Source organism: Chryseobacterium aquifrigidense, from assembly GCF_006716485.1.
Classification (GTDB): domain Bacteria; phylum Bacteroidota; class Bacteroidia; order Flavobacteriales; family Weeksellaceae; genus Chryseobacterium; species Chryseobacterium vietnamense.
Genome location: NZ_VFPD01000001.1, coordinates 3,271,778 through 3,294,708 on the forward strand (window position 1 = coordinate 3,271,778; position 22,931 = coordinate 3,294,708).

20 protein-coding genes, 8 tRNA genes and 1 other RNA gene are annotated in these 22,931 nt (G+C 36.2%); 10 read left to right on the top strand and 19 right to left on the bottom strand.

All coding sequences use genetic code 11. The features are described 5' to 3' along the window. Nucleotides 1-426: 426 nt before the first annotated feature. The 4 genes from nusG to tuf form a co-directional block, all read right to left on the bottom strand. Complete coding sequence (nusG, locus tag FB551_RS14605) at nucleotides 427-969, bottom strand: transcription termination/antitermination protein NusG (RefSeq protein ID WP_047435411.1); 543 nt, start codon at nucleotides 967-969, stop codon at nucleotides 427-429. Nucleotides 970-988: 19 nt separating this feature from the next. After that, complete coding sequence (gene secE, locus FB551_RS14610; RefSeq protein WP_039369543.1) at nucleotides 989-1,195, bottom strand: preprotein translocase subunit SecE; 207 nt, start codon at nucleotides 1,193-1,195, stop codon at nucleotides 989-991. A 12-nt stretch (nucleotides 1,196-1,207) separates the two neighbouring features. Continuing rightward, nucleotides 1,208-1,278, bottom strand: a tRNA-Trp gene (locus FB551_RS14615). 65 nt (nucleotides 1,279-1,343) lie between these two features. After that, nucleotides 1,344-2,531, bottom strand: a complete 1,188-nt coding sequence (gene tuf, locus FB551_RS14620) for an elongation factor Tu (RefSeq protein ID WP_034693176.1) — start codon at nucleotides 2,529-2,531, stop codon at nucleotides 1,344-1,346. 321 nt (nucleotides 2,532-2,852) lie between these two features. On the opposite strand from tuf, the gene FB551_RS14625 reads away from it, so the two are divergent. Continuing rightward, a complete protein-coding gene (locus FB551_RS14625; protein WP_142017996.1) occupies nucleotides 2,853-4,352 on the top strand; it encodes a DUF4394 domain-containing protein in 1,500 nt (499 codons plus the stop codon). Between the two features lie 80 nt (nucleotides 4,353-4,432). On the opposite strand, the gene FB551_RS14630 is transcribed toward FB551_RS14625, so the two are convergent. The 15 genes from FB551_RS14630 to rpsU form a co-directional block, all read right to left on the bottom strand. Further along, nucleotides 4,433-7,531, bottom strand: coding sequence for an efflux RND transporter permease subunit (locus FB551_RS14630; protein ID WP_142017997.1), 3,099 nt, complete (start codon nucleotides 7,529-7,531; stop codon nucleotides 4,433-4,435). Between the two features lie 69 nt (nucleotides 7,532-7,600). Continuing rightward, complete coding sequence (locus FB551_RS14635; RefSeq protein WP_142018121.1) at nucleotides 7,601-8,686, bottom strand: efflux RND transporter periplasmic adaptor subunit; 1,086 nt, start codon at nucleotides 8,684-8,686, stop codon at nucleotides 7,601-7,603. Nucleotides 8,687-8,690: 4 nt separating this feature from the next. After that, nucleotides 8,691-9,932, bottom strand: coding sequence for a TolC family protein (locus FB551_RS14640; RefSeq protein ID WP_082002038.1), 1,242 nt, complete (start codon nucleotides 9,930-9,932; stop codon nucleotides 8,691-8,693). Between the two features lie 215 nt (nucleotides 9,933-10,147). Next, nucleotides 10,148-11,512: an ATP-binding protein gene (locus tag FB551_RS14645; RefSeq protein ID WP_142017998.1), complete on the bottom strand. Its 1,365-nt coding sequence runs from the start codon at nucleotides 11,510-11,512 to the stop codon at nucleotides 10,148-10,150. Then, the gene (locus tag FB551_RS14650) at nucleotides 11,513-12,193 is read right to left on the bottom strand and encodes a response regulator transcription factor (RefSeq protein WP_047435426.1); all 681 of its coding nucleotides are present in this window, start codon (nucleotides 12,191-12,193) and stop codon (nucleotides 11,513-11,515) included. It abuts the gene before it with no gap. Between the two features lie 247 nt (nucleotides 12,194-12,440). Then, nucleotides 12,441-12,512, bottom strand: a tRNA-Thr gene (locus FB551_RS14655). A 42-nt stretch (nucleotides 12,513-12,554) separates the two neighbouring features. Next, nucleotides 12,555-12,627, bottom strand: a tRNA-Gly gene (locus tag FB551_RS14660). A gap of 87 nt (nucleotides 12,628-12,714) precedes the next feature. Further along, nucleotides 12,715-12,795, bottom strand: a tRNA-Tyr gene (locus tag FB551_RS14665). A gap of 20 nt (nucleotides 12,796-12,815) precedes the next feature. Next, nucleotides 12,816-12,889 (bottom strand) — tRNA-Thr (locus FB551_RS14670). 88 nt (nucleotides 12,890-12,977) lie between these two features. Next, a tRNA-Gly gene (locus FB551_RS14675) sits at nucleotides 12,978-13,050 on the bottom strand. An 88-nt stretch (nucleotides 13,051-13,138) separates the two neighbouring features. Beyond that, nucleotides 13,139-13,219: transfer RNA gene (locus tag FB551_RS14680), tRNA-Tyr, on the bottom strand. Nucleotides 13,220-13,237: 18 nt separating this feature from the next. Next, nucleotides 13,238-13,311, bottom strand: a tRNA-Thr gene (locus tag FB551_RS14685). Between the two features lie 109 nt (nucleotides 13,312-13,420). Next, a complete protein-coding gene (locus FB551_RS14690) occupies nucleotides 13,421-13,711 on the bottom strand; it encodes an HPF/RaiA family ribosome-associated protein (RefSeq protein ID WP_047435429.1) in 291 nt (96 codons plus the stop codon). Then, nucleotides 13,708-14,595, bottom strand: a complete 888-nt coding sequence (locus tag FB551_RS14695) for a tyrosine-type recombinase/integrase (protein WP_047435431.1) — start codon at nucleotides 14,593-14,595, stop codon at nucleotides 13,708-13,710. Before FB551_RS14695 ends, FB551_RS14690 begins: the two co-directional genes overlap by 4 nt. A gap of 78 nt (nucleotides 14,596-14,673) precedes the next feature. After that, entirely contained in the window at nucleotides 14,674-14,871 is a 198-nt protein-coding gene (rpsU, locus tag FB551_RS14700; protein ID WP_034693154.1) for a 30S ribosomal protein S21, read from the bottom strand. Between the two features lie 268 nt (nucleotides 14,872-15,139). Here rpsU and ssrA point away from each other — a divergent pair. The 9 genes from ssrA (at nucleotide 15,140) to pyk (ending at nucleotide 22,764) form a co-directional block, all read left to right on the top strand. Beyond that, nucleotides 15,140-15,541: a transfer-messenger RNA gene (gene ssrA, locus FB551_RS14705) on the top strand. Between the two features lie 395 nt (nucleotides 15,542-15,936). Beyond that, entirely contained in the window at nucleotides 15,937-16,335 is a 399-nt protein-coding gene (locus tag FB551_RS14710) for a hypothetical protein (protein ID WP_142017999.1), read from the top strand. A 31-nt stretch (nucleotides 16,336-16,366) separates the two neighbouring features. Continuing rightward, complete coding sequence (locus FB551_RS14715) at nucleotides 16,367-17,617, top strand: T6SS effector amidase Tae4 family protein (protein ID WP_142018000.1); 1,251 nt, start codon at nucleotides 16,367-16,369, stop codon at nucleotides 17,615-17,617. A 22-nt stretch (nucleotides 17,618-17,639) separates the two neighbouring features. Continuing rightward, complete coding sequence (locus tag FB551_RS14720; RefSeq protein WP_142018001.1) at nucleotides 17,640-18,086, top strand: hypothetical protein; 447 nt, start codon at nucleotides 17,640-17,642, stop codon at nucleotides 18,084-18,086. 496 nt (nucleotides 18,087-18,582) lie between these two features. Continuing rightward, nucleotides 18,583-18,822 (top strand): acyl carrier protein, encoded by a 240-nt coding sequence (locus tag FB551_RS14725; protein ID WP_002976354.1) that lies wholly within the window; start codon nucleotides 18,583-18,585, stop codon nucleotides 18,820-18,822. A gap of 34 nt (nucleotides 18,823-18,856) precedes the next feature. Then, the gene (gene fabF, locus FB551_RS14730) at nucleotides 18,857-20,101 is read left to right on the top strand and encodes a beta-ketoacyl-ACP synthase II (RefSeq protein ID WP_034693118.1); all 1,245 of its coding nucleotides are present in this window, start codon (nucleotides 18,857-18,859) and stop codon (nucleotides 20,099-20,101) included. A 9-nt stretch (nucleotides 20,102-20,110) separates the two neighbouring features. Next, the gene (gene rnc / locus FB551_RS14735; RefSeq protein ID WP_047435446.1) at nucleotides 20,111-20,875 is read left to right on the top strand and encodes a ribonuclease III; all 765 of its coding nucleotides are present in this window, start codon (nucleotides 20,111-20,113) and stop codon (nucleotides 20,873-20,875) included. Then, nucleotides 20,853-21,326, top strand: a complete 474-nt coding sequence (locus FB551_RS14740; protein WP_047435448.1) for an IPExxxVDY family protein — start codon at nucleotides 20,853-20,855, stop codon at nucleotides 21,324-21,326. Before rnc ends, FB551_RS14740 begins: the two co-directional genes overlap by 23 nt. Continuing rightward, a complete protein-coding gene (gene pyk, locus FB551_RS14745; RefSeq protein WP_047435450.1) occupies nucleotides 21,319-22,764 on the top strand; it encodes a pyruvate kinase in 1,446 nt (481 codons plus the stop codon). Before FB551_RS14740 ends, pyk begins: the two co-directional genes overlap by 8 nt. Nucleotides 22,765-22,931: the final 167 nt, after the last annotated feature.

Below are 22,931 nucleotides of genomic sequence, written 5' to 3' on the forward strand. Positions count from 1 at the left end.
TTGATACATCTGCAACCAGTGTATGAAATAAATAAAATAAAATTTTGTGGATAAGTTAACAGCTTGGTTGCAAGAAGCATGCCATCTGACGGTGAATTAAATCATTAAGAAGAATCCAATCTATAAAAAGCGTGCATGTTCACGATGAAGTGATAATTTAACAGCCATAAAGTTCTTGATAGAAGTAGTCAGCAGACTAATGAAATCTGCATTTCAGTAAAGGAACTTTAATAAACTTAAAAAAACTCTAACTACAGGGAAAAATATAAAGATTGAATTTCAATATTTCATTATGAGGTAATGGAATTAGACAGCTATTTGTTGAAAAGTAACTGGGAAGCCATTACCATCATCTATCTGAAAAGGATATTAATAAAAAAAGACCGCTTTAAAAGCAGTCTTTCTTATATTTTTATAAGTAATGTATTATACTTTTTCTACTTGCATGTAGCTCAATTCCATTGGAGTTTTTCTACCGAAGATCAATACAGAAACTTCAATTTTCTTTTTGTCTTCAAGAATCTTCTCAACTGTACCATTGAATCCGTTGAAAGGTCCATCGATTACTTTAACGTTTTCACCTACGATATAAGGGATCTCAACATCACTTGCAAATTCTGAAAGTTCATCCATTCTTCCAAGCATTCTGTTTACCTCTGATTTTCTCATTGGAACAGGATCACCACCTTTCGTTAAACTTAAGAAAGAGATAACTCCAGGGATATTTTTAATAACGTGAGGAATCTCTCCCATCAGGTCAGCTTCAATCATCAGGTAGCCAGGATAGTAAGGTCTTTCTTTAGGAACTTTTTTACCGTTTCTAATCTGGATCACCTTTTCCATAGGAATAACCACTTGAGTAACGTACTGCTCAAACCCTAAACGTTTGATTTCTGTCTCAATATAGTTTTTCACTTTATTTTCCTGTCCGCTGATTGCTTTCAGCACATACCATTTCAATTCGCTCATTATGGAAAATACTTAATTATTAATTGAACAAGTTGATTAGCATTCCTATTATGTTGCTGATTGCTTTTGAAAACAATTCATCAACTCCAAAGGTAAATAAAGCCAGAATAACTGTCGCAATAGTCACTACAATTGTAGAAGACTGAAGGTCAGCCCATTTTGGCCATTCAACTTTATGTCTGAATTCGTTATAAGAACCTTTTAAAAAATCGATAAATGAACTCATAATTTATATTTGCACGGGCACAAGGATTCGAACCCTGATCAACGGTTTTGGAGACCGGTATCCTACCATTGGACGATGCCCGTAGTTAAAAAAAGCTCCGTAAAGAGTGTTCCTTACGGAAGCTTTTTTATATTGTTTTAGATGTGAATTAGTCGATGATTTCAGTTACCTGACCTGCACCTACTGTTCTACCACCTTCTCTGATCGCGAATCTAAGACCCTCGTTAAGAGCGATTGGCTGAAGTAATTCAACAGTGATTGTTAAGTTATCACCAGGCATTACCATTTCTACACCTTCTGGTAAGAAGATTTCACCTGTAACGTCAGTAGTTCTTACGTAGAACTGAGGACGGTACTTGTTGTGGAATGGAGTGTGACGTCCACCTTCTTCTTTAGAAAGGATATAAACCTCAGCTTTGAATTTTTTGTGTGGCTTAACTGAATCTTTCTTAGCGATAACCATACCTCTCTTGATGTCAGTTTTTTCAATACCTCTCAACAATAGACCTACGTTATCACCAGCTTCACCTCTGTCTAGGATTTTTCTGAACATCTCAACCCCTGTAATAGTAGAAGTTAATTTTTCATCACCCATACCTACGATATCAACTGGATCACCAGTGTTGATAACACCAGCCTCGATTCTACCAGTTGCTACAGTACCTCTACCTGTAATAGAGAATACGTCTTCGATTGGCATCAAGAATGGCTTATCCTGATCTCTAACAGGCTGCTCGATCCAAGTATCAACTGCATCCATCAATTCTTCAACAGTCTTAACCCACTTCTCGTCTCCGTTAAGAGCACCAAGAGCAGATCCCTGGATTACTGGAGAGTTATCTCCGTCATATTCGTAAGTAGATAATAAATCTCTAAGTTCAAGTTCAACAAGCTCTAAAAGCTCAGCATCATCCACCATATCAACTTTGTTCATGAAAACAACGATTCTTGGTACGTTTACCTGACGGCAAAGTAGGATGTGCTCTCTAGTTTGAGGCATTGGTCCATCAGTTGCAGCACATACTAAGATCGCTCCATCCATCTGAGCAGCACCAGTTACCATGTTCTTAACATAGTCGGCGTGACCTGGACAGTCAACGTGTGCATAGTGTCTGTTTTCAGTTTCGTACTCGATGTGAGCTGTATTAATAGTGATACCTCTTTCTTTTTCTTCTGGAGCAGAGTCAATAGCAGAGAAGTCTTTTTTCTCAGCAAGACCTTTGTTAGCTAATACACTACTGATAGCTGCAGTAAGTGTAGTTTTACCATGGTCAACGTGACCAATAGTACCAATGTTCAAGTGTGGTTTGTTACGATTAAACGTTTCCTTTGCCATGATTTAAAATTATTTATTTATTGTTTTTCAAATTTTCGGTGTGCAAATATAATGAATTTTTAAATACCAAAAACTTTTTATTAAAAAAACTTTCAATATTCTCATCCAGTGAAGGACAAACCTTATATTTCAACGTATTGAGACTGCAAATTTACACATTTTTCCGGATTGAAAAAATCCTTAGAAATGTTTTATTAAAAATAAGAACTATCTCGTTAATTATTAATACAATATACAAGAAAAAAAACTGATCATTCTGCTCGCAAATCCATTCTTACTTTTTTCTCGTACATATAAAAATAACAACTAAAAATTAATATTATGAGAAAACTACTACACATGTTTTGGGCTCTGATAGCCATTACAACCCTGTTTTCGTGTGATAATTCAGATGAAAACATGATGTCAGAAAATATACCTCAGGGTCCGGATCTTATGGTATATGGAATAACTGCCATGAATGAGCTGGTTTATTTTAATTCCAACAATCCAAAAACTTTCACCTCAAAAACAACGGTAACAGGTGTTGCCTCTGGAGAAAAATTGCTGAGCATAGATTTCAGACCTGCTACAGGAGAGTTATATGCTTTATCAAATGCAAGCAAATTATATATTATCAATGTATCCAATGCTTCAGCAAGAATGGTAGGTTCAACAGCATTTACTCCCTCAATATCAGGAGCAATTGCTTCTATTGATTTCAACCCTACTGTTGATAGAATTCGTTTAGTAAGTAATACCGGACAAAATCTGCGTTTACATCCGGAAACGGGAGCTGCTGCATCTACGGATATCAATATTAACGGAACAGGAAACCCTTCCATAACAGGAATAGCCTACACCAACGGTAAAGCAGGGGCTGCCACTACTGTGTTATATGATATTGATCCGATGCTGGGAAAATTATACAAGCAAGATCCTCCCAATAATGGAACTTTAGTAGAGGTTGGAAATCTTGGAACGACTTTTACAGGACAATCTGCTTTTGACATCAAATATGATAACAGTACTGCTCTTTTAGCATTCAATGATAAATTACATATTCTGGATCTGAATAATGGTAAAATAACCTCAATAGGATCACTCCAGCAGGGAATCATTGATATTGCCATTCCTACAGAACCGGTAGCTTATGCCATTGACAATTCAAATAATCTTCAGATTTTCAATCCCAACAATCCTATGCCTGTTTCTAAAACAGTGGCCGGATTACAAAGCGGTGAGAGTATTTTAGGCATAGATTTCCGTCCTGCGAACGGACAATTGTATGCTTTGGGAAGCTCAAGCAGAATCTATACAATTAACTTAGGCACAGGTGCCGCTACTGCTGTGGGAGCATCTCCATTTTCTACCTTGCTTTCAGGCACCGATTTTGGTTTTGACTTCAATCCAACAGTTGACAGGATAAGAGTAGTAAGTAATACAGGACAAAATCTCCGTCTGAATCCTAACGATGGAACAATTGCTGCTGCAGATCTTACACTGAATCCGGGAAGTCCAATGATAAGTGCAGCGGCCTATACCAACAATTTTGCCGGAGCTACCTCAACTACCTTATTTGTGATTGATCATAATACTGATAAATTATATCAGCAAAACCCACCCAATAACGGAACTTTAGTTGAAACAGGTTCTTTGGGAATCAACATTACCAATGCTAATGGTTTTGATATTGGAAGTATGAGCCAAAAGGCTTACTTAATAGCATCTGTAGGTTTATCTACAAAAATTTACTCTATTAATACAATGACAGGAGCAGCCACTTCTGTTTCCGATTATCCCAATACCGTAAAAGCTTTTACACTGGGATTAGGATTTTAAACTCATTCTTTATTTCAATAATCGAGAAGCGCGGAAAACAAAGTTTTCCGCGCTTCTTACTAATATAAATGAAAGATAATTTAAATTTGACTGAGCTTTTTTGCCCTGTTAAAAATCCAGAAAATAATAGGAAAAATAAGCAGGGTAAGTACTGTAGCTGTAATCAGGCCTCCGATAATGACAATGGCCAAAGGTTTCTGAGACTCCGATCCGATTCCTGTAGACAAGGCAGCCGGCATAAGCCCGATGGAGGCCATCAATGCTGTCATGATAACAGGTCTCGTTCTGGATTTCACCCCATTTAATATCGCAGTATCGATATCCATCCCGTCTTTAACATTCTGGTGAAACTCTGTAATGAGGATTACCCCGTTCTGGATGCAAATTCCGAGAAGAGCGATCATTCCTACTCCGGCAGAGATTCCAAAATTGATTCCGGTAACATGCAAAGCGATAATACCTCCAATCAGAGCAAAAGGTACGTTCGCCAATACCAGAAGAGAATCTTTCATATTGCCAAACAGGATAAACAACAGAAAGAAAATCATCAGGATACTCACTGGTACTACCTGTGCCAGCCTGTGTGAAGCACGCTGCTGATTTTCAAACTGACCTGTCCATCCTACGGAATAGCCGTCCGGAAGTTCAATCGTTTCCACTTTTTTCTGGGCATCCGCAATGGTGCTTCCCAAATCTCTGTCACGGATGGAGAATTTGACCCCGATATATCGTTTGATGTTGTCTCTGTAAATAAATGCGGCTCCATTATCCTTAACAATGGTGCTTATTTCTTTTAACGGAATCTTTGCTCCATCCTGTGTAGGAACCATCAAAGCAGCAATATCGTTTTCATTGGTTCTGTACTCCTGTGAATAACGAAGACGGATCGGGAATTTTCTTTCCCCGTCGAACATTTCAGAAGCTGTTTTTCCTCCAAATGCCATTTCCAATACGGCTTGTGCATCCGCAGGCATTACTCCGTACGCAGCCATTTTATCTCTGTCCAGAACCACACTTACTTCCGGCTGACCGATATTTTTAATAATTCCCGGATCTTTTACGCCTTGTACATCTTTAATCTTTAATAAAACTTCATGGGCTAATTTGTCCAGAGTTTCCAGGTTGTCACCGTAGATTTTAATTCCATTCTCGGCTTTAAAACCTGCCACGGCTTCAGCTACGTTATCGGAAATCGGTTGCGAATAGTTGAAGGTAATTCCCTGGTAACTTCTAAGCTTTTTATCTATTTCATTGATCAGTTCATCATAAGTAATCTTACGTTTCCATTCTTCTCTTGGCTTGAGGTTTACGGCAAACTGTACGAAACCAAACCCGTTGGGGTCAGTTCCGTCATTACTTCTTCCCGTCTGTGCAAGAACATCTGTTACTTCAGAGAAGCTCATGATATCTTTCTTTAAAAGGTCAGCTGTTTTCAGAGATTCTTTTAATGAGGAGCTCATCGGCATTTCTGCAGTGATCCACAATGATCCTTCATTCAACTGAGGCAGGAATTCTGTTCCAAGGAATTTACCAGAAAATAAAGTGACCGCTAAGAAGGAAATTGCCACAATCATACTTATTTTTTTATGCCTGAAGGTTAAATTGAAACCTTTCAAAACAATTCTGTCCCAGAAATTAACAAACGGGTTATTTTTTTCCCTTACGTTTTTATTTAAAAGGATATGAGAAAGAACAGGAACTAATGTTAATGTAAATATCAATGCTCCCATTAATGCAAATCCTAATGTAAATGCCAGAGGGGAGAACATTTTCCCTTCCACTTTCTGAAATGAGAAAATAGGAATCAGGGAAGTAATGATGATTAATTTTGAAAAGAAGATGGCTTTTCCCAGTCCTGTTCCCGTTTGCTTAATCCATCCTCCCTTGGCAAGTTTATTAAACTTCTCTGTCCCGTACTTATGCGCTTTATGATCCAGCATTACGAAAAGCCCTTCCACCATGACGACGGCTCCATCTATGATGATCCCGAAGTCTACTGCACCTAACGAAAGCAGGTTGGCGCTCATCCCGGCCAGTTTTAAACATAAAAATGCAAACAGCAAGGATAGAGGAATGATGATGGAAACAATCAGTGTGGTTCTCCAGTCGGCCATAAAAATCAAAACGATTACTGTTACCAGTACAATTCCTTCAATAAGATTATGCATTACGGTATGCGTAGTAAAGTCCATCAGATTGTCACGGTCGTAGAAAGTCACCATTTTCACATCTTTCGGAAGGACTTTTTCGTTAAGTTCTTTAATTTTAGCCTTCACTCCTACCAGCACTTCCCTCGGATTCTCTCCTTTTCTCATGACAACGATTCCTTCCACCGTATCATCATGATGATTCAGGGCAGCCTGTCCTACTCTGGGCATAGAGCTTTCATGAACTTCGGCTACATTTTTTACCAAAACAGGATTTCCACTGTCATTCTGAATGGTAATATTTCCGATATCTGCTACAGATTTCACCAAACCAATTCCTCTTACCACGTAAGCCTGACCGTTTTTTTCAATAACATCTCCTCCTACATTCAGGTTACTTTTGGTGACAGCATCATAGACCTGAAGCGGCGTCAGATTGTATTTATCCAATGCCCTCGGATCGATACTTAATTCAAAGACTTTATCCTGTCCTCCGAAAACATTGATATCCGCAACCCCTGGAACTCCTCTTAGTGCCCTGTCTATCACCCAATTCTGCAGGGTAAGCAATGCACGGGAATCTTTTGTTTTACTTTCCAGCGTATATCTGAAAATCTCACCGGTTGGCCCATAGGGTGGCTGTACTTCGGGATCTACCTCATCAGGAAGGCTAATGGTTCTTAATTGGTTATTGACCTGATTTCTGGCAAAAGTATCATCCACCCCGTCGTCAAACAGAATTTTAACAATAGAAAGCCCAAACATGGTGGTACTTCTTACACTTGTTTTCTTCTGAACCGGGCTCATCGCCAATTCTATTGGTGTAGTGACAAAACGTTCTACTTCTTCTGCACTACGTCCATTCCATTGGGTGATGATGACAATCTGGGTATTGGTTACATCCGGAAAAGCTTCAATAGGCATATTTTTGAAACTTATAAAACCGGAGATGGCTAAAATCGCTACCCAGATAAAGGTAAATGCTTTATTTTTTAATGAAAAAGCGATTATATTTTTTATGAATTTATTCATGATAGATACATTGATGACCTAAAAAAGCCGTTAAAGAAAAAAGTACATATTCCTACTGGTTTCATAAGACTAGCTGTTCAGCGAACGGTAGATCAGCAGCTGATTGTTGGTAATCACTTCTTCTCCTTCTTTCAGACCGTCTGCAATATAGGTGACATCACCTACCTGCTTTAATACTTTGACTTCTCTGATCTTTACATCTGTTCTGGATTTAAAAATCACTACAAAACTTTTATTATCATCAAAAATCACAGCTTTGGATGGAACGGTAAGTGTAGCGTTGCTTTCCAGGCTTGAAACTTTTATCGTGGCTTTACTCTCCGGGATCAAAAGTCCGTTGGCATTGTCCAATACTACTCTTGCCTGCATGGCATTAGTTTGCGGATCAATAATTTTGAATATTTTATCAATTTTTCCGTCAAAAACTTTGTCCGAATATGAAAGAGTGGATACCTGAGCCTTCATCCCCAGGTTTATTTTATCAATATCAGATTCGTTGACATTCATAATTGCCCATACATTGGTGGTATTGGCCACATCAAAAATATTATCGCTTCTGTCACTTCGCAACTGCATATCTTTATTGATACTTTTCTGAACAATATAACCGCTGATAGGTGCTACAACACTGTATATATTTCCGGTCTTCACATTATAAACCGTACTTACTGCTGCCGCTCTCTGCAACTGATCTTCTGCTTTTTGTAACTGGCTTTTAGCTTCCAGGACATCTCTTTCTGTATTAAGCTTTCCTTCATAGAGTTCTTTTGCAACACGAAGGTTATTTTTTGCTACTACAAGATCTGTTTTTGCATCACTTACATCCTTCTGAATTTCTGCAAGCTCAGTACTTCTGATAGTGGCTAAAACCTGTCCTTTTCTTACATAGTCACCCAATTCTACATTAACACTCATTACATTTCCTCCTACCAAAGGGTAAACATCTATATAACTGTTTTTGTCTGCTGAGATTTTTCCGTAAAAGCTGTACTCATCTTCTATATTTCTTTTTTCAACTTTTGCCAGGGAAATAGAATTCAGCATCGTGTTACTGAGCTCGAATCCTTTTTTTACATGAATATTTTTCTCTTCTTCTTTTTTTGAACAGGCTATTAATGAAATAACCATTAATAAAGGGATAATATATGTTTTCATCATTTTAATAGAAGATTTTCGTTTGTACTAGTTGATTAAGCTGTTCTGCCGACTGCATGATTTCATTTTTCATATCATAGATCTGAAGGGCTGTCTCCCTGTAGCTATCCATAAAGTCTGTGAATTCAATCAGGTTGACATTTCCTTTTCTGAAATTGTTCAGCATTCCGTTGTAAACAAGTTCCATATTCTGAAGGTCTGTAGTTTTTACATCCAGAAGCTGATCATATTGTGCCTTCCAGGTTTTGTATGCCGATTGAACTTTAGTTTCCAGAGTCAGTTTTTGAAAATCTGCATTTTTCTGATTCTGCTGGATGGCATAATTTGCTTTTACTACATTTCCCTGATTGGCTTTCCATAATGGCAAAGGAATTCCCAGGGTCAGATTTGCTTCGTTATTAAAAGTTCCTCCTGCCTGATCCCATGCCGCACCGACGGTAACATCCGGTACATTCAATGATTTCTGCCACTGGGCATACAACTTACTGTTATCAATAAGTTTCAAATTATATCGGTAATCTGCGTTATTTTCCAGGGCTTTGCTTTTCAGTTCTTCTTCATCACCGAAAGGCTGTGCTGCAAGAGCTTCTTTAGCTTCGGTTTCAGACATCGTAGGCTCTATCTCTTCTGTAACTCCTGTCAAAACTTTCAGATTCTGTTCAAAATCAAGAATGTTTTTATTAATCTCCAGCTTATCATGATTCAGCTGGATGACTATGCTCTGTAATCTGACAGCATCTTTGAGGGAAACATTTCCTTTGGCCGACTGTACACGGTAAGCATCCAGGAGATCATTCATATACCCCAGTTGTCTGTTGGTATTTTCCAGTTTTAGTTTTTCATAATAAAGATTGAAATAGGCAGAGCGCAGCTGAGATCTTAAATCTACCAGTAATTGTGAAAACTGAAGCTGGGCCAGTTCTTTATTGGATCTGGCAAAAGCAATTTCATTTTTCTTTTTACCGCCCATATAAATCAATTGGGTAATCCCTGCTCCCTTAGAATGTCCTACATCAAAAAATTTTTTGTCCTGCGGATTATAAGCATTAAACTGTCCGCTTAATTGAGGTAATTCCCAGATTTTAGCCTGCAGAATATCTGCATCAGCCATATTGATGTTGTATTGTTCGGCGAGCAGCTGGAGGTTGTTCTTCTGAAAGGCTTCTTCGCATTCCAAAAGAGACATCTGCTGTTGTGCCGCCATGAATGAGGAAACGGCGAGGCACAGCACTGCAATTCTGTTCATTATTTTTCTTTTTAAATTACAAAATTGCTCTGATGCTATTAAAAGAAACTTAAATGACGCTTAAAAAAATATTAAAATAGGCATGAACAGGCTGCTTATACCATAAAACACCAAACAAAATCAGTATTTTTTTCCCCCACCATTGAATTTATATTAAAAATCTCAATCGGGAGTTTAACAAAAAAAGCAACTGTTTTCGTATCAGTTGCTTTTTTTTATTTTTTAAAAAATAATGTAAACTTATTCATGTAATCTTCAGGTGAAGAGTATACAATATCTGCATCATGATATTCCAGAATCCTTTTGACAATTCTGAGCCCCAATCCTGATCCTGCTATATTCTGTGCATTATTTCCTCTGGTGAAAGCTTCAAACAGTTTAGCTTGCTCATTTTCAGAAATAGTATTACCATGAGAAATAACTTCCACAGAAAGGTTATCGTTGGTTTCAGTAATCAAAACATTTACTTCTGTATTATCTGAATACACTGCCGCATTTTTAAACAAGTTGATAAATACAATGACCAATAGTGACTGAATTCCTTTTATAGTCAGAAAAGCATTTTCAAAACTATCTTCATTGATCAGAAAATCCAGCTTAAGTTGTGGATAACTTTTCTCCACCGCTTCGAAAGCTTCAAAGATGACTTCATCAATTCTTACTTCCTCATAAATGCTCTGAATATTTTCTTTATCGAATTTTGTCAGCAGCAGAAGAGAGTTTGTCAGGTCTGATAGTTGATATATATCCCTCTGGATCTGCTTTAAAGAAGATAGTGTTTCCCGAGAATGCTCTTCAAACTTAATAAGATTCTCCAGCTGAAACGCCATTCTGGTGATAGGTGTTCTGATCTCATGCGAAGCACTGGCAGTAAAATCCTTTTGCGACTGAAATACATCATCCAGCCTTCCAATCATGGTATTAAAGGATTTGGCAAGAACACTTACTTCATCATTGGATTGTTCTACCGGGATTTGTTTGGTTAATTTATGAGCAGTAACTTCAGAAATTTCTTTGTTCAGGTCTTCCAGAGGTCGCAGAAACTTTTCCACAAAATAATAGCTGAAGAAACCAATAAGCATGGTACTCATCACATAAGCTGTGATCAAAAGATATTTAAGATACCCCAATTTGGATTTTCCGTTGGTATCAAAAGCACTGGTAAGGATATAATAGTTTTCTCCGTTGATATTCCTGAGTGCCGCATAGATTTCCGGAACAGTTTTTTCCGTATAGATGATCTTCTTTTTATCCAGTTCTTTAAGCATAGCACTATCCCAGATAACATTCCGGTCTTTGATTGTACTGTAGATCAATTCTTTCTTTTCGTTGAAAATTAAAATCTTTTCATTCAAAAGAATGTTATCTGAATTTTCATTAAAGAAAACGGGTGCTTCTTCTTCAAAGTCTTTGGATTTTGAAATGAAATGGGAAGTGAATTCGAGCCTCTGCCTGAATCTTTCTTTAAACTCATCTCTTCTGAAATCGTTAAAAGATAAATAAATGACCGCCATCACCATTCCAAATAGTAATGAAAAGGCGATGCTTATCGTCAAAGCTATCTTTCTTTTTAAAGACATTTACAATGGGCTTAGATAGTATCCAAAACCTGAACGGGTGTGGATCAGTTTTATTTTAAAATCTTTATCAATCTTCTTCCTCAGGAAATTGATATAAACTTCTACAGTGTTGGTATTCGTATTAAAATTGTGTTCCCACACATGTTCTGTAATCTGTTGCTTGGAAACGGTTCTTCCCTGCGCTTCGGCAAGATAAACCAGCAGCTGGAATTCTTTCAAGGTAAGGGTTATTTCATTTCCTCCACGATACACCTTCTGTTCTGTTTTGTTGATAATAAGATCATCAATTCTTAGAATATCCTGATCGGAATTATCAGAAGGCGCTTTTCTCCTTAGCAGCGAATTGATTCTCAGTAAAAGTTCTTCAAACTGGAAGGGCTTTACAAGATAATCATCAGCCAGCCTGGTGAAGGCATCTTTTTTATCAGAGATATCTCCATAGGCAGAAATGATAATGATGGGAGTATTCTTATCAAAAGAACGGATCGTCTGACAGACATCAAGCCCATTTATTTTAGGGACATTAATATCAAGTAAATAAAGATCATACGTACTATTTTTTATCTGGCGGAGAAAGGTTTCCCCGTCATAGATCTTATCACAGTTAAAATTATTTGATTCTAAAAATCTGCAAAGTTCTGCAGACAGAATGAGATCATCTTCCAATAAAAGAATATTCATCAAAAATTTATTTTACACGAATTTAACGAAAATTTTATGATTGTGATTGTAAAGATGAAGTAAAATTCATGACCTATCTTAATTGATCTGTAAAAATTTCAGTTGAAATGTTAAGATGAATCAATGAGTATTTTATCTAATCAGGTGTTTAACGATAATATATCTTTAGGAACAAATTTGGTTGCCTTTATTTTCTAACCTAAAATTTGGGCATAAAAAAATCCCGAAGAAATTCGGGAAAATCGAGAGCCAACTACGGGACTTGAACCCGTGACCTCTTCCTTACCAAGGAAGCACTCTACCGCTGAGCTAAGTCGGCATCAACTAAAAAAATCACACTAAGTAGCGTGATTTTCTGTTGAGCGGAAGACGGGGGTCGAACCCGCGACATTCAGCTTGGAAGGCTGACGCTCTACCAACTGAGCTACTTCCGCAATTTTGTTTCCAAAATTATTGGTAAACGCTGTGCAAAACTAAGAAAACTTATCTAATCTTGCAAGTTTTTTTTATAATATAAAATGTGGGGAGAGCAGGATTCGAACCTACGAAGCCGAAGCAACTGAGTTACAGTCAGTCCCATTTAGCCACTCTGGAATCTCCCCAGATATTTTATATTAAAATGAGCCTCCAGAGGGATTCGAACCCACGACCCCGAGATTACAAATCACGTGCTCTGGCCAACTGAGCTATGGAGGCATTTTAATAAAAACTGAAACTGATCGAGAAACTCTACTCTACACATTTCAGTGTTAAAAAAAATAACTCTTACTGAGGTATTTTTTTGAGCGGAAGACGGGGGTCGAACCCGCGACATTCAGCTTGGAAGGCTGACGCTCTACCAACTGAGCTACTTCCGCAATTTTGTTTCCAAAACTATTGGTAAACGCTGTGCAAAACTAAGAAAACTTATTTAATCTTGCAAGTTTTTTTTATAAAAATATAAAGTGGGGAGAGCAGGATTCGAACCTACGAAGCCGAAGCAACTGAGTTACAGTCAGTCCCATTTAGCCACTCTGGAATCTCCCCAAAAGTTTATATTTTATGAGCCTCCAGAGGGATTCGAACCCACGACCCCGAGATTACAAATCACGTGCTCTGGCCAACTGAGCTATGGAGGCAAATATAAAAAAGAATTCAAAAGATCGCTGTTCCTTTTTTGCGAGTGCAAATATAGAACGGATTTTTTGAATTCTCAAATATTTTATAAACTTTTTTTAACTTTTTTTTCTAAGCCATTTCTTTTTTCTTGATTAGTAGCTTTTTAGCAGTATCAACGCAAAGGTCCAAACTTTCTTCAAAACTGGTGGATGTCTTCTTTACTACGATATCGTCTCCCGGAACAGCCAAAATAATCTCAGCAGTTTTATTCGCTTTATCAGCATTATTTTCAACTTTCAAAAATACCTTACACTCCTGAATCTTGTCATAGAAGGTATCCAATTTGCTTACTTTTTTGTCGATGTGTGATTCTAGTGGTTCGTGTGGAGTTAAACCAATTGATTGTACTGAAATCTTCATAATTCTTCTTTTTTTGATGCTCGAGGGTGAGCCTGATTAAACACTTTTTTCAATTGTTCAATATTAGCATTCGTATAGACTTGAGTACTGGCAAGACTGGAATGCCCTAATATTTTTTTTACTTTGGAGATCTCCGCCCCATTATCCAAAACGTGAGTAGCAAAGCTATGCCGAAGGATGTGAGGACTTTTTTTTTCTTTCGTTGTTATAAGACTAAGGTACTTATTAACTACCACATAAACAAATTTTTCGTTGAGTTTTTTCCCTTTCTTATTCACGAAAAAATATGATTTAAATTCTGTCTGCGGATTTCTTATTTCCAGATAACTTTTAAGGAGTTCAGACAGTTCATCGGAAATGGGAATTACCCTCTCTTTATTCCCTTTTCCTATTACTTTTAATTCATTTTGATATAAGTCAACATTCTCAAATATCAGGCCACAAAGTTCCGCTTTACGCATTCCTGTCTGATAAAGAACTTCCATAATACATTTTTCAAGCACATCATGTACCTGTTCAAAGATTCTTTCATTCAGATCCTGCATTTCCTCTTTAGATATAGGAATCTGTTTTTCAGGGTAAAACTTCAGGGAAGAAATTCCTTCGGTGGGAGAAACTTTAATCTCCCCTATTTTTAAAAGAAAAAGATAAAAACTGCGGAGAGAAGATAATTTTCTATTGATACTTCTTTTGGAAATGTCATTTTCACTCAGTTCAACAATAAAATTTCGGATGATCTTTTTGTCTGCCGTGGCTAAATTGTCAGAAGATTCTGTTCGGAGGAAGAAATGGGAAAAGTCTTCAAGGTCTTTTTTGTAGCTTGTGATGGTATGAGGAGAATATCTTTTTTCGAATTGTAGGTATTCTAAAAACTTTTCCAGCATCATAGGTATAAAAATAAAAATTCACTCCTCAAATATAAGAATTTAAGAAGTGAATTAATATATGGTTAAGAAAAAATCTTAAGCCTGCTCTTCTTTGCTAAGCGCTCTTTGTTTGTAAGCCGCTTTTAGTCTAGCTTGTCTCAAAGTTACAGAAGGCTTAATAAACTGTTGTCTAGATCTTAATTGACGAACAGTTCCTGTTTTATCAAATTTTCTCTTGTATTTTTTTAAAGCTCTGTCGATGGATTCACCATCTTTTACTGGAATTATTAACATATTTTACATCTCATTTTGGATTGCAAAACTAGACAATTTTTATGAGAACACAAAATATATTGCAATAAACAATCACTACTCCACCCTATGACCGTTAAAAAACTCCGTATTAAAGCCTGTTAACAAACAATAAATTTTTATCCACAATGATTGGATATTCAATTCTTAATACCTCGGGTTACTCATTTTATTTCCTAATTTCTATTAAAACCATCTATATTAATGAAATGTAAACAAAAAGCATTATCTTTGCATTCACTTTATTCATGGGGTTGACTGGTTTCGACAGCAAGACCAATGGGTAAGTAAGCATGCAGAGAACCGTAGCGCGATCTCTATAATCCCTTGCTACAAAATTTTAACTGGCAACGAAGAGTTCGCTCTTGCAGCTTAATATCGAAGTATAGTAGATCAAGCGTTTTCCCGAAGATTTCAGTAGGGAAGCAAGATATTCCACAAATGCTCTGTTCTGCGGCGTTTGATCCTGGGATATAGGAATGCGGAAATAAGGCTTTAGAAGCTTTGACTAAAGTTCGAAAAATTCAGAAGATAAGCTGGTAGTTGGGTGTCTATCCTCTGCTTCCAGTCGAAAACCAATGGTAGAATAAGCATGTAGAAAGCTTATGTATTGCTTGTTTGGACGAGGGTTCGAATCCCTCCAACTCCACTTTTTAAGCTAAAGAGAATTTGTAAATTATTGATTTTTAAATAATTACATTTTCTCTTTTTTTGTTTTTGTTCCCCAAATTATTCCCAAACGTTTTATATTGTCTTCTGATTGACGGAATACAATTTAATTATAAATACCAATCTATTATTAACCATAAATGCCGATGAGCAAAGAATCATAGCACATTCAAATCTGCAGGAAACATACAGAATCCTTGATTTCAAATCCTACTTAAACACCCTAATCGGGAAAATTTGAAGAGAAAAAAAATGACTTCAACCCAGCAACAAAATATTATACGACAGGTTTTGTCGCCTTGCAGATATAATTTTTTTCAGGAATTATTTACAAAACAAAAAATCAATAAATTAGCAACTTTAATAAAAATAATTTTGATGAAAAAACTTAATCTTTTAATGCTTTTGGCATTAACCCTCCTTATGTTCGGCTGTAGAACTGAACTTTCAAATGACATTGAAAACAATGCTACTCAATCAGATTTCAGGAAAACTATTAAACTAAAAGAAGCTTTAGCTTTCAAAAATTATCTTACTGAGATAAAAAACAACCCTTCAAATTTTTACAGCAAAAACGAAGATTTTTTCTCTTCATTATCAGATGATGCAACTGTAACAGTAATTACACAAAATAATGTTACTTCATACAGCACGGTAGTAAGACATTTAGAAAGATCATCAGATGTTTTAGTATATAGTGTTGATAATGAAAATAAAAGTATAGGGTTTACAGCAAAATATAAACCTGCTGATTTTAACAAAAAACTATCAGATTGATAATTTCACAGGAACTGTTGAATACACCTCTATGGACGGTAGACCAATGGGAACTAAACAACTCTCGAATGGCACGCCACTTCCTGATAAAGCAATAGGAGCAAAAACATTTGCAAATAAGATAGACTGCTCATTAAGCATTAGGCTTATAGAGGTAAACTGTAATGGTGACAATCATTCTCCGTCTCAGTATGCACAATGTGTTGCAAGTGAAAAGCCTTATTACGTTGTAGAAATTACAGAGGTTTGTCCAAGTGGAGGACAGCCACCAAAAGGATTTCCAAATATGGGATTCTATGATGGTGGTGGTGACAGTGGTGGCAGCACTACATCTAGTGAAATGTCAATCCAGGACAGCTTTAATTATATGTTGAACGAAGCTGGATTTCCAGAACTATCTTCTAATGAGTATACCTATATTCAAAACAACCAATACATAGGTGGGCAATTACTTTCTTATTTCTATAATAATTTAAATCAGAATAATACACAATTGCTACATTGGAGCATTAGCTATTTTAATAGTTTGGGAAGTTTGGGAACAAACACAATTACTATATGGAAAGAATTTGAATCACAGTTAAATTTTGCTCAACAATTTTTTGCAAATAATCCCAACACTTCTTGGGAAAAGTTTGAAAATTGGTTTTTAACAAAGTCTGAAGGACCTGACGGAGAGCCTGTTGATAATCTTGATGATATCCTCAATACCATACAGTATCAGAATAAACAAATGCCAACATATTCTCAATTCGTAGGAGCTTTTCCAAAATTAGAATACCCAGGCTATCCAGGCTATTTTAAGCAAATGCCAGCTTCTCAAATCTACCCCATGGTAGGTGGGAACCTCGAGTATTTATATAATAGCTCAGGTAAGGATATCGGTCCATATAGAAATGCATGTACTGTGAGATTTTCATTAGCAATGAATAGATTAGGATTTTACATACCTAACAATTCACTGAGCAGAAAGGGAGCAGATGAAAATGGAAAACCTCGATATTATTATTTACAAGCAAAAACAGCAGGAGATTTTATGTCAAAAACATTTGGAAGTCCAACTCATATATTAGAAGGTACAGATGCTAATAATCCTGATAAAGTGGCAAAGTTTTTGGAAGGTAAAACTGGAATATATGTTATTGTTAATAATAATTCAACTACTGCTGGATATACAGGACATGTTGATTTAATCCAAAATGGACATATACCTGGGGGAGCAAATGCCAATAATGTTCCTGGCGGGATTAAATCAATCAGAATTTGGGAATTTAAACCTTAAAGTTAATTTAAAAATAAAAAAAATGAAAAAGATATTTTTAAGTCTTATCATCCTGACTTCTTGTGGAGTGCAATCTCAAGAAAATTATTTAGAGGAAAAGAAAGAAGCAATTCAACTTATAAAAAAATTAGATTCTTTATATTTAAGCAAGGATGAAAAAGTAAATTCTTTATTTGCAAATAATATTCAGTGCAGTATTTGTGAGATTGAACATGGATATGATAATCAATACATAATAGAAAACAAAAAATTCGTCCAAAATAATCTTCAAGAAGTAATAAAGTTACTAGATTATGAATTATTGAAAAATTCTAATTCAACTTTTACTAAACAAGGAACTAATTTTGTTTTATCATATTCAACAGCTAATCCCAATAAAAAAACAGAATTTGAAGGGGCATCTGCTATAGTTACATTAAAAAAAGAAAATGGAAATTTAAAAATATCTTCTATAGAAACTATACCCTAAGATTTAATTACAAATTTCTTTTAAGATAATATAAAAGTCTTTAAGCTAAATAAAAAATGGTTGGTTTACCACAGACAGGTAAAGCCAATCATTTTATTTTAAGCAACTTTGAAAAATTCATCACTACTCCATAGTGCTGAATGATTCAATTCATAGCAATATCTGGCGTTCAAGTATATTTTCAAAAATTTCTCTAACTTGCTCCTGCCTTTCAAGAATTCCATACTGCTCTTTTAAATCAGGAACGTTAGATAACAGATAAACTTTCACTTAAATCAAGATATTAATCTCTTAAAAAATTGATCAGTATAATCAAATATAAAGTTCTGCTTCTTCATTCATCATTTACACCAAATATAAACCACTGAAAACGAAAAGACTAAAACCAAACAACCCAAAATAAAAGCTTCTGGTCCACAAAAAAGACTAAAAAAATGTTTTATCGTAAAGAATTTTATATATTTGCACCATCTAACAATTAAAAAAATAATTTACTATGTCAGACATTGCATCAAGAGTAAAAGCTATCATCGCTGATAAGCTTGACGTTGAAGAAACAGAAGTAACTCCTGAAGCTAGCTTCACTAACGATTTAGGAGCTGATTCACTAGATACAGTTGAGTTAATCATGGAATTTGAAAAAGAATTTAACATTCAGATCCCTGATGACCAAGCTGAAAAAATTACTACTGTAGGACACGCTATCGCTTACATCGAAGAAGTAGTAAATAAATAATATTCTTCAACAAAAAAGAAATTAAACAAAGTTTATGGAATTAAAAAGAGTAGTTGTAACCGGATTTGGAGCAATAACACCAATAGGAAATAATGCAAAAGAATACTGGGAAAATCTTGTGAAAGGTGAGAGCGGTGCCGCTCCGATTACTCTTTTTGATGCCACAAACTTTAAAACAAAGTTCGCTTGCGAGGTAAAAAATTTCGATCCGTTACAGCATTTCGATAAGAAAGAGGCTAAAAAAATGGACAGAAATACTCAATTGGGACTTGTTGCTGCACGAGAAGCAGTAGCGCATTCCGGAATTATTGAAGACAATGTAGATAAAAACAGAGTTGGTGTAATCTGGGGTTCTGGAATCGGAGGATTAGAGACTTTTGAAACTGAAGTGTTAGGATGGGCCAATACGGAAATTCCGAGATTTAACCCTTTCTTTATCCCAAAAATGATTGCGGATATCACTCCAGGGCATATCTCAATTGAATACGGTTTCCACGGACCAAACTATACTACTGTATCTGCATGTGCATCTTCAGCAAATGCTATAATTGATTCCAAAATGCTGATCCAATTAGGAAAAGCAGACGTGATTGTGTGCGGAGGCTCTGAAGCAGCCGTTACAGCAAGTGGTGTCGGTGGATTCAACGCAATGATGGCACTTTCTACAAGAAATGACGATCCTAAAACGGCTTCAAGACCTTTTGACAAAGACAGAGATGGATTTGTATTAGGAGAAGGCGCAGGTTGTATCGTTCTTGAAGAATATGAGCACGCTGTAAAACGTGGTGCTACAATTTATGCAGAATTACTGGGAGGAGGTCTGAGTGCTGATGCACATCACATGACTGCTCCACATCCTGAAGGCCTTGGCGCTTATCTGGTAATGAAAAGTTGTTTGGAAGACGCAGGTTTAACTGCTGATGAAGTAGATCATATCAACATGCATGGTACCTCTACTCCATTAGGAGACATCGCAGAATCCAATGCAATTTCGAAATTATTAGGCGAACATGCTTATGACATTCAGATTAATTCTACAAAATCAATGACTGGCCATCTTTTAGGTGCTGCAGGTGTTATTGAAGCTATCGCTGCATTGGGAACTATTATTCATGGTACTGTTCCTCCAACCATCAACCATTTTACTGATGATGAAAATATTGACAGCCGACTAAACTTTACGTTTAATACAGCTGTTAAGAAAGATGTAAAAGTAGCCATGAGCAATACTTTTGGATTTGGCGGGCATAATGCTTGCGTTCTATTTAAGAAAATCTAAATTCAATGAATGGAGTTACAGAAATACTTTTCTAAATTCCTTCTCAAAAAAAGAAAAAGACAATTAACGGAGAGAGAATATTTTCTCAGTACCGAGCTTAGAAAAGTATTGGGTACAGAGGTACAGAATATAGCTCTTTACCGCGAAGCTTTTTCTTTAAAAAATTCTTCTAAAAATCAAGACAGCAATTACGAAAGGCTTGAATTTTTGGGAGATTCTGTTTTGGGTACAATTATTTCTTGTCATTTGTTCCAGACTTATCCTCAGGCTAACGAGGGATATCTGACACAAATGAAATCTAAGATTGTTAATAGGAAAAACCTCAATAAATTAGGAGAAGATCTCAAGCTTACCAGCCTTTTGCAAAAGCAAAACAGCTCATCAGCTTTGGGGGAAAATATCTCTGGAAATTTGTTCGAAGCCTTAATCGGTGCAGTTTATTTAGACTTCCATTATGATGCCTGCAAGAGGATTATTCTGGAAAAATTGCTGACCCCTTCCGAGATCAATAAACTTGAAAACAAAATTGTAAGTTATAAAGGTCTCCTTCTTGAATGGAGTCAAAAGAAGAAGGTCAACATAAAGTACGAAACCTGCGAGGAGATACAGGCTAATAAATCTGTCGTATTCAGGTGCCATGTATGGCTGGGAGAGGAAAAAATTGCTAATGCAACAGAGACTTCCAAGAAGAAAGCAGAGGAAAAAGCAGCACAGAGGGCATTTTATATTTTAAACAAAAAAGAAAATATACTTGGAAATTCAAAAACTTTATGATCTTGATGATATAGAATTTGAAGATATTGCCATAGGATTGGTAAGATTAGCCAAAGATGTACCTGCTCACGAGTTTTTCTACAAAATAAATCAAAAAAACAACCTCAATTTTTCAAGAAAGAAAGATCTTGTCTTTCACGGGGGATATTATGATTATTTTTTCCCAAGATTTGAAGCCTATCATAAGTATACAAAGACTTGTTTTACCTTCATTTCCAATAAATCTTCTGAAAGTAAGCAAAAAAAAATTCAGACAGAACTCTTTACAGAAGAAGAAAACATTAAATTTTTATTAAATAATCAGGTAGATGTGGAATATATTCTGCATAGTTCGGAACAGTTTCCTGATTTTTCCGTAATTTTGCTCCCTGAAAATCTTGTGTTTCCAATTCAAGATTATACATTGAGTTCTGAAGAGGAACTTTATCAAATTATCCAGTATTATGAATAAGTATTTAAAGAAGACAAAAATTATCGCAACACTAGGCCCTGCTTCATCGTCGAAGGAAGTTATGTTAGATTTAATGAAAGCGGGTGTTGATATTTTCAGAATAAATTTTTCACATGCAGATTACGACTTAGTTCGAAAAAATATTGAAATAATTAGAGAGCTAAACAATGAGTATGGTTATTCTGTAGGAATCTTAGGAGATCTTCAGGGTCCTAAGCTGAGAGTGGGAGTTGTAAAGGAAGGATCTTATCTGAATCCAGGTGATATTCTAACTTTCACCAATGAAAAGATGGAGGGAGATTCCACTAAAGTGTACATGACGTACCAACAGTTTCCACAGGATGTAAAAGTAGGGGAAAGAATCCTTATTGATGATGGGAAACTAATGTTGGAGGTTATCGAAACCAATGAAAAGGATACTGTAAAGGCAAAAACTATTCAGGGAGGTCCGTTAAGTTCTAAAAAAGGAGTTAATCTACCTAATACAAATGTTTCTCTTCCTGCATTAACAGAAAAAGATATTCAGGATGCTAATTTCATGCTTGACATGGAAGTTGACTGGATTGCCTTATCATTCGTACGCCATGCTCAGGATATTATCGACTTGAAGGAGCTTATCAAAGCCCATCCAAACGGTAAATTCAAAACTCCGATTATTGCGAAGATTGAAAAACCTGAAGGGGTAAAAAATATTGAGGAAATCCTTCTTGAATGCGACGGATTAATGGTAGCTCGTGGAGATCTTGGAGTAGAAGTTCCAATGGAAGAAGTTCCTGCAATCCAGAAAAACCTGGTAGAAAAAGCAAGATTTTACTCCAAGCCGGTAATCATTGCCACTCAGATGATGGAAACAATGATCAACAGCTTAACGCCAACAAGAGCGGAAGTAAATGACGTAGCCAACTCTGTGTTGGATGGAGCTGATGCTGTGATGCTTTCCGGAGAAACTTCAGTAGGTAGATATCCGGTACAGGTTGTGGAAAACATGGCTAAAATTGTAAAGAATATCGAAACAACTCATTTCTACCAACACAAAAATGAGCCTATCGAGAAAGATTATAACTGTATCGATGAAAGATTCATTACCAACAGGGTTTGTCTTGCAGCAGTAAGAATTGCTAAAACAACCAATGTTTCTGCTATTGTAACACTTACTCACTCCGGGTACACTGCATTCCAGCTTGCAGCCCACAGACCAAATTCTCACATCATCGTATACAGTGGTAACAGAAGAGTTATTACGATGCTGAACCTTCTTTGGGGTGTTCATGCTTATTACTATGATATGAAGAAATCTACGGATGAAACGATCATTCAGGTAAATATGTTAACGCACAACTATGGTTATATCGAGACCGGAGACTTTGTAATCAACATCAATGCTACTCCATCGTATGAAGGTGGAAAAACAAATACATTGAGACTGACTACGGTATAAGCAATAAGCAATAAGCAATAAGCAATAAGCAATAAGCAATAAGCAATAAGCAATAAGCAAAATTACTTTTTGCAAAAGCATAAAAAAATCCCGGAAATTAATTTCCGGGATTTTCATTTTTATATGTGATAATTTGTCATTCTGAACGAAACGGAGTGAAGTGAAGA

Coding starts and splice junctions, on each gene's coding strand:
- nusG (WP_047435411.1), bottom strand. CDS start 969: ATGAGCGAATTGAAATGGTATGTGCTGAAAGCAATCAGCGGACAGGAA.
- secE (WP_039369543.1), bottom strand. CDS start 1,195: ATGAGTTCATTTATCGATTTTTTAAAAGGTTCTTATAACGAATTCAGA.
- tuf (WP_034693176.1), bottom strand. CDS start 2,531: ATGGCAAAGGAAACGTTTAATCGTAACAAACCACACTTGAACATTGGT.
- FB551_RS14625 (WP_142017996.1), top strand. CDS start 2,853: ATGAGAAAACTACTACACATGTTTTGGGCTCTGATAGCCATTACAACC.
- FB551_RS14630 (WP_142017997.1), bottom strand. CDS start 7,531: ATGAATAAATTCATAAAAAATATAATCGCTTTTTCATTAAAAAATAAA.
- FB551_RS14635 (WP_142018121.1), bottom strand. CDS start 8,686: ATGAAAACATATATTATCCCTTTATTAATGGTTATTTCATTAATAGCC.
- FB551_RS14640 (WP_082002038.1), bottom strand. CDS start 9,932: ATGAACAGAATTGCAGTGCTGTGCCTCGCCGTTTCCTCATTCATGGCG.
- FB551_RS14645 (WP_142017998.1), bottom strand. CDS start 11,512: ATGTCTTTAAAAAGAAAGATAGCTTTGACGATAAGCATCGCCTTTTCA.
- FB551_RS14650 (WP_047435426.1), bottom strand. CDS start 12,193: ATGAATATTCTTTTATTGGAAGATGATCTCATTCTGTCTGCAGAACTT.
- FB551_RS14690 (WP_047435429.1), bottom strand. CDS start 13,711: ATGAAGATTTCAGTACAATCAATTGGTTTAACTCCACACGAACCACTA.
- FB551_RS14695 (WP_047435431.1), bottom strand. CDS start 14,595: ATGCTGGAAAAGTTTTTAGAATACCTACAATTCGAAAAAAGATATTCT.
- rpsU (WP_034693154.1), bottom strand. CDS start 14,871: ATGTTAATAATTCCAGTAAAAGATGGTGAATCCATCGACAGAGCTTTA.
- FB551_RS14710 (WP_142017999.1), top strand. CDS start 15,937: ATGAAAAAACTTAATCTTTTAATGCTTTTGGCATTAACCCTCCTTATG.
- FB551_RS14715 (WP_142018000.1), top strand. CDS start 16,367: ATGGACGGTAGACCAATGGGAACTAAACAACTCTCGAATGGCACGCCA.
- FB551_RS14720 (WP_142018001.1), top strand. CDS start 17,640: ATGAAAAAGATATTTTTAAGTCTTATCATCCTGACTTCTTGTGGAGTG.
- FB551_RS14725 (WP_002976354.1), top strand. CDS start 18,583: ATGTCAGACATTGCATCAAGAGTAAAAGCTATCATCGCTGATAAGCTT.
- fabF (WP_034693118.1), top strand. CDS start 18,857: ATGGAATTAAAAAGAGTAGTTGTAACCGGATTTGGAGCAATAACACCA.
- rnc (WP_047435446.1), top strand. CDS start 20,111: ATGGAGTTACAGAAATACTTTTCTAAATTCCTTCTCAAAAAAAGAAAA.
- pyk (WP_047435450.1), top strand. CDS start 21,319: ATGAATAAGTATTTAAAGAAGACAAAAATTATCGCAACACTAGGCCCT.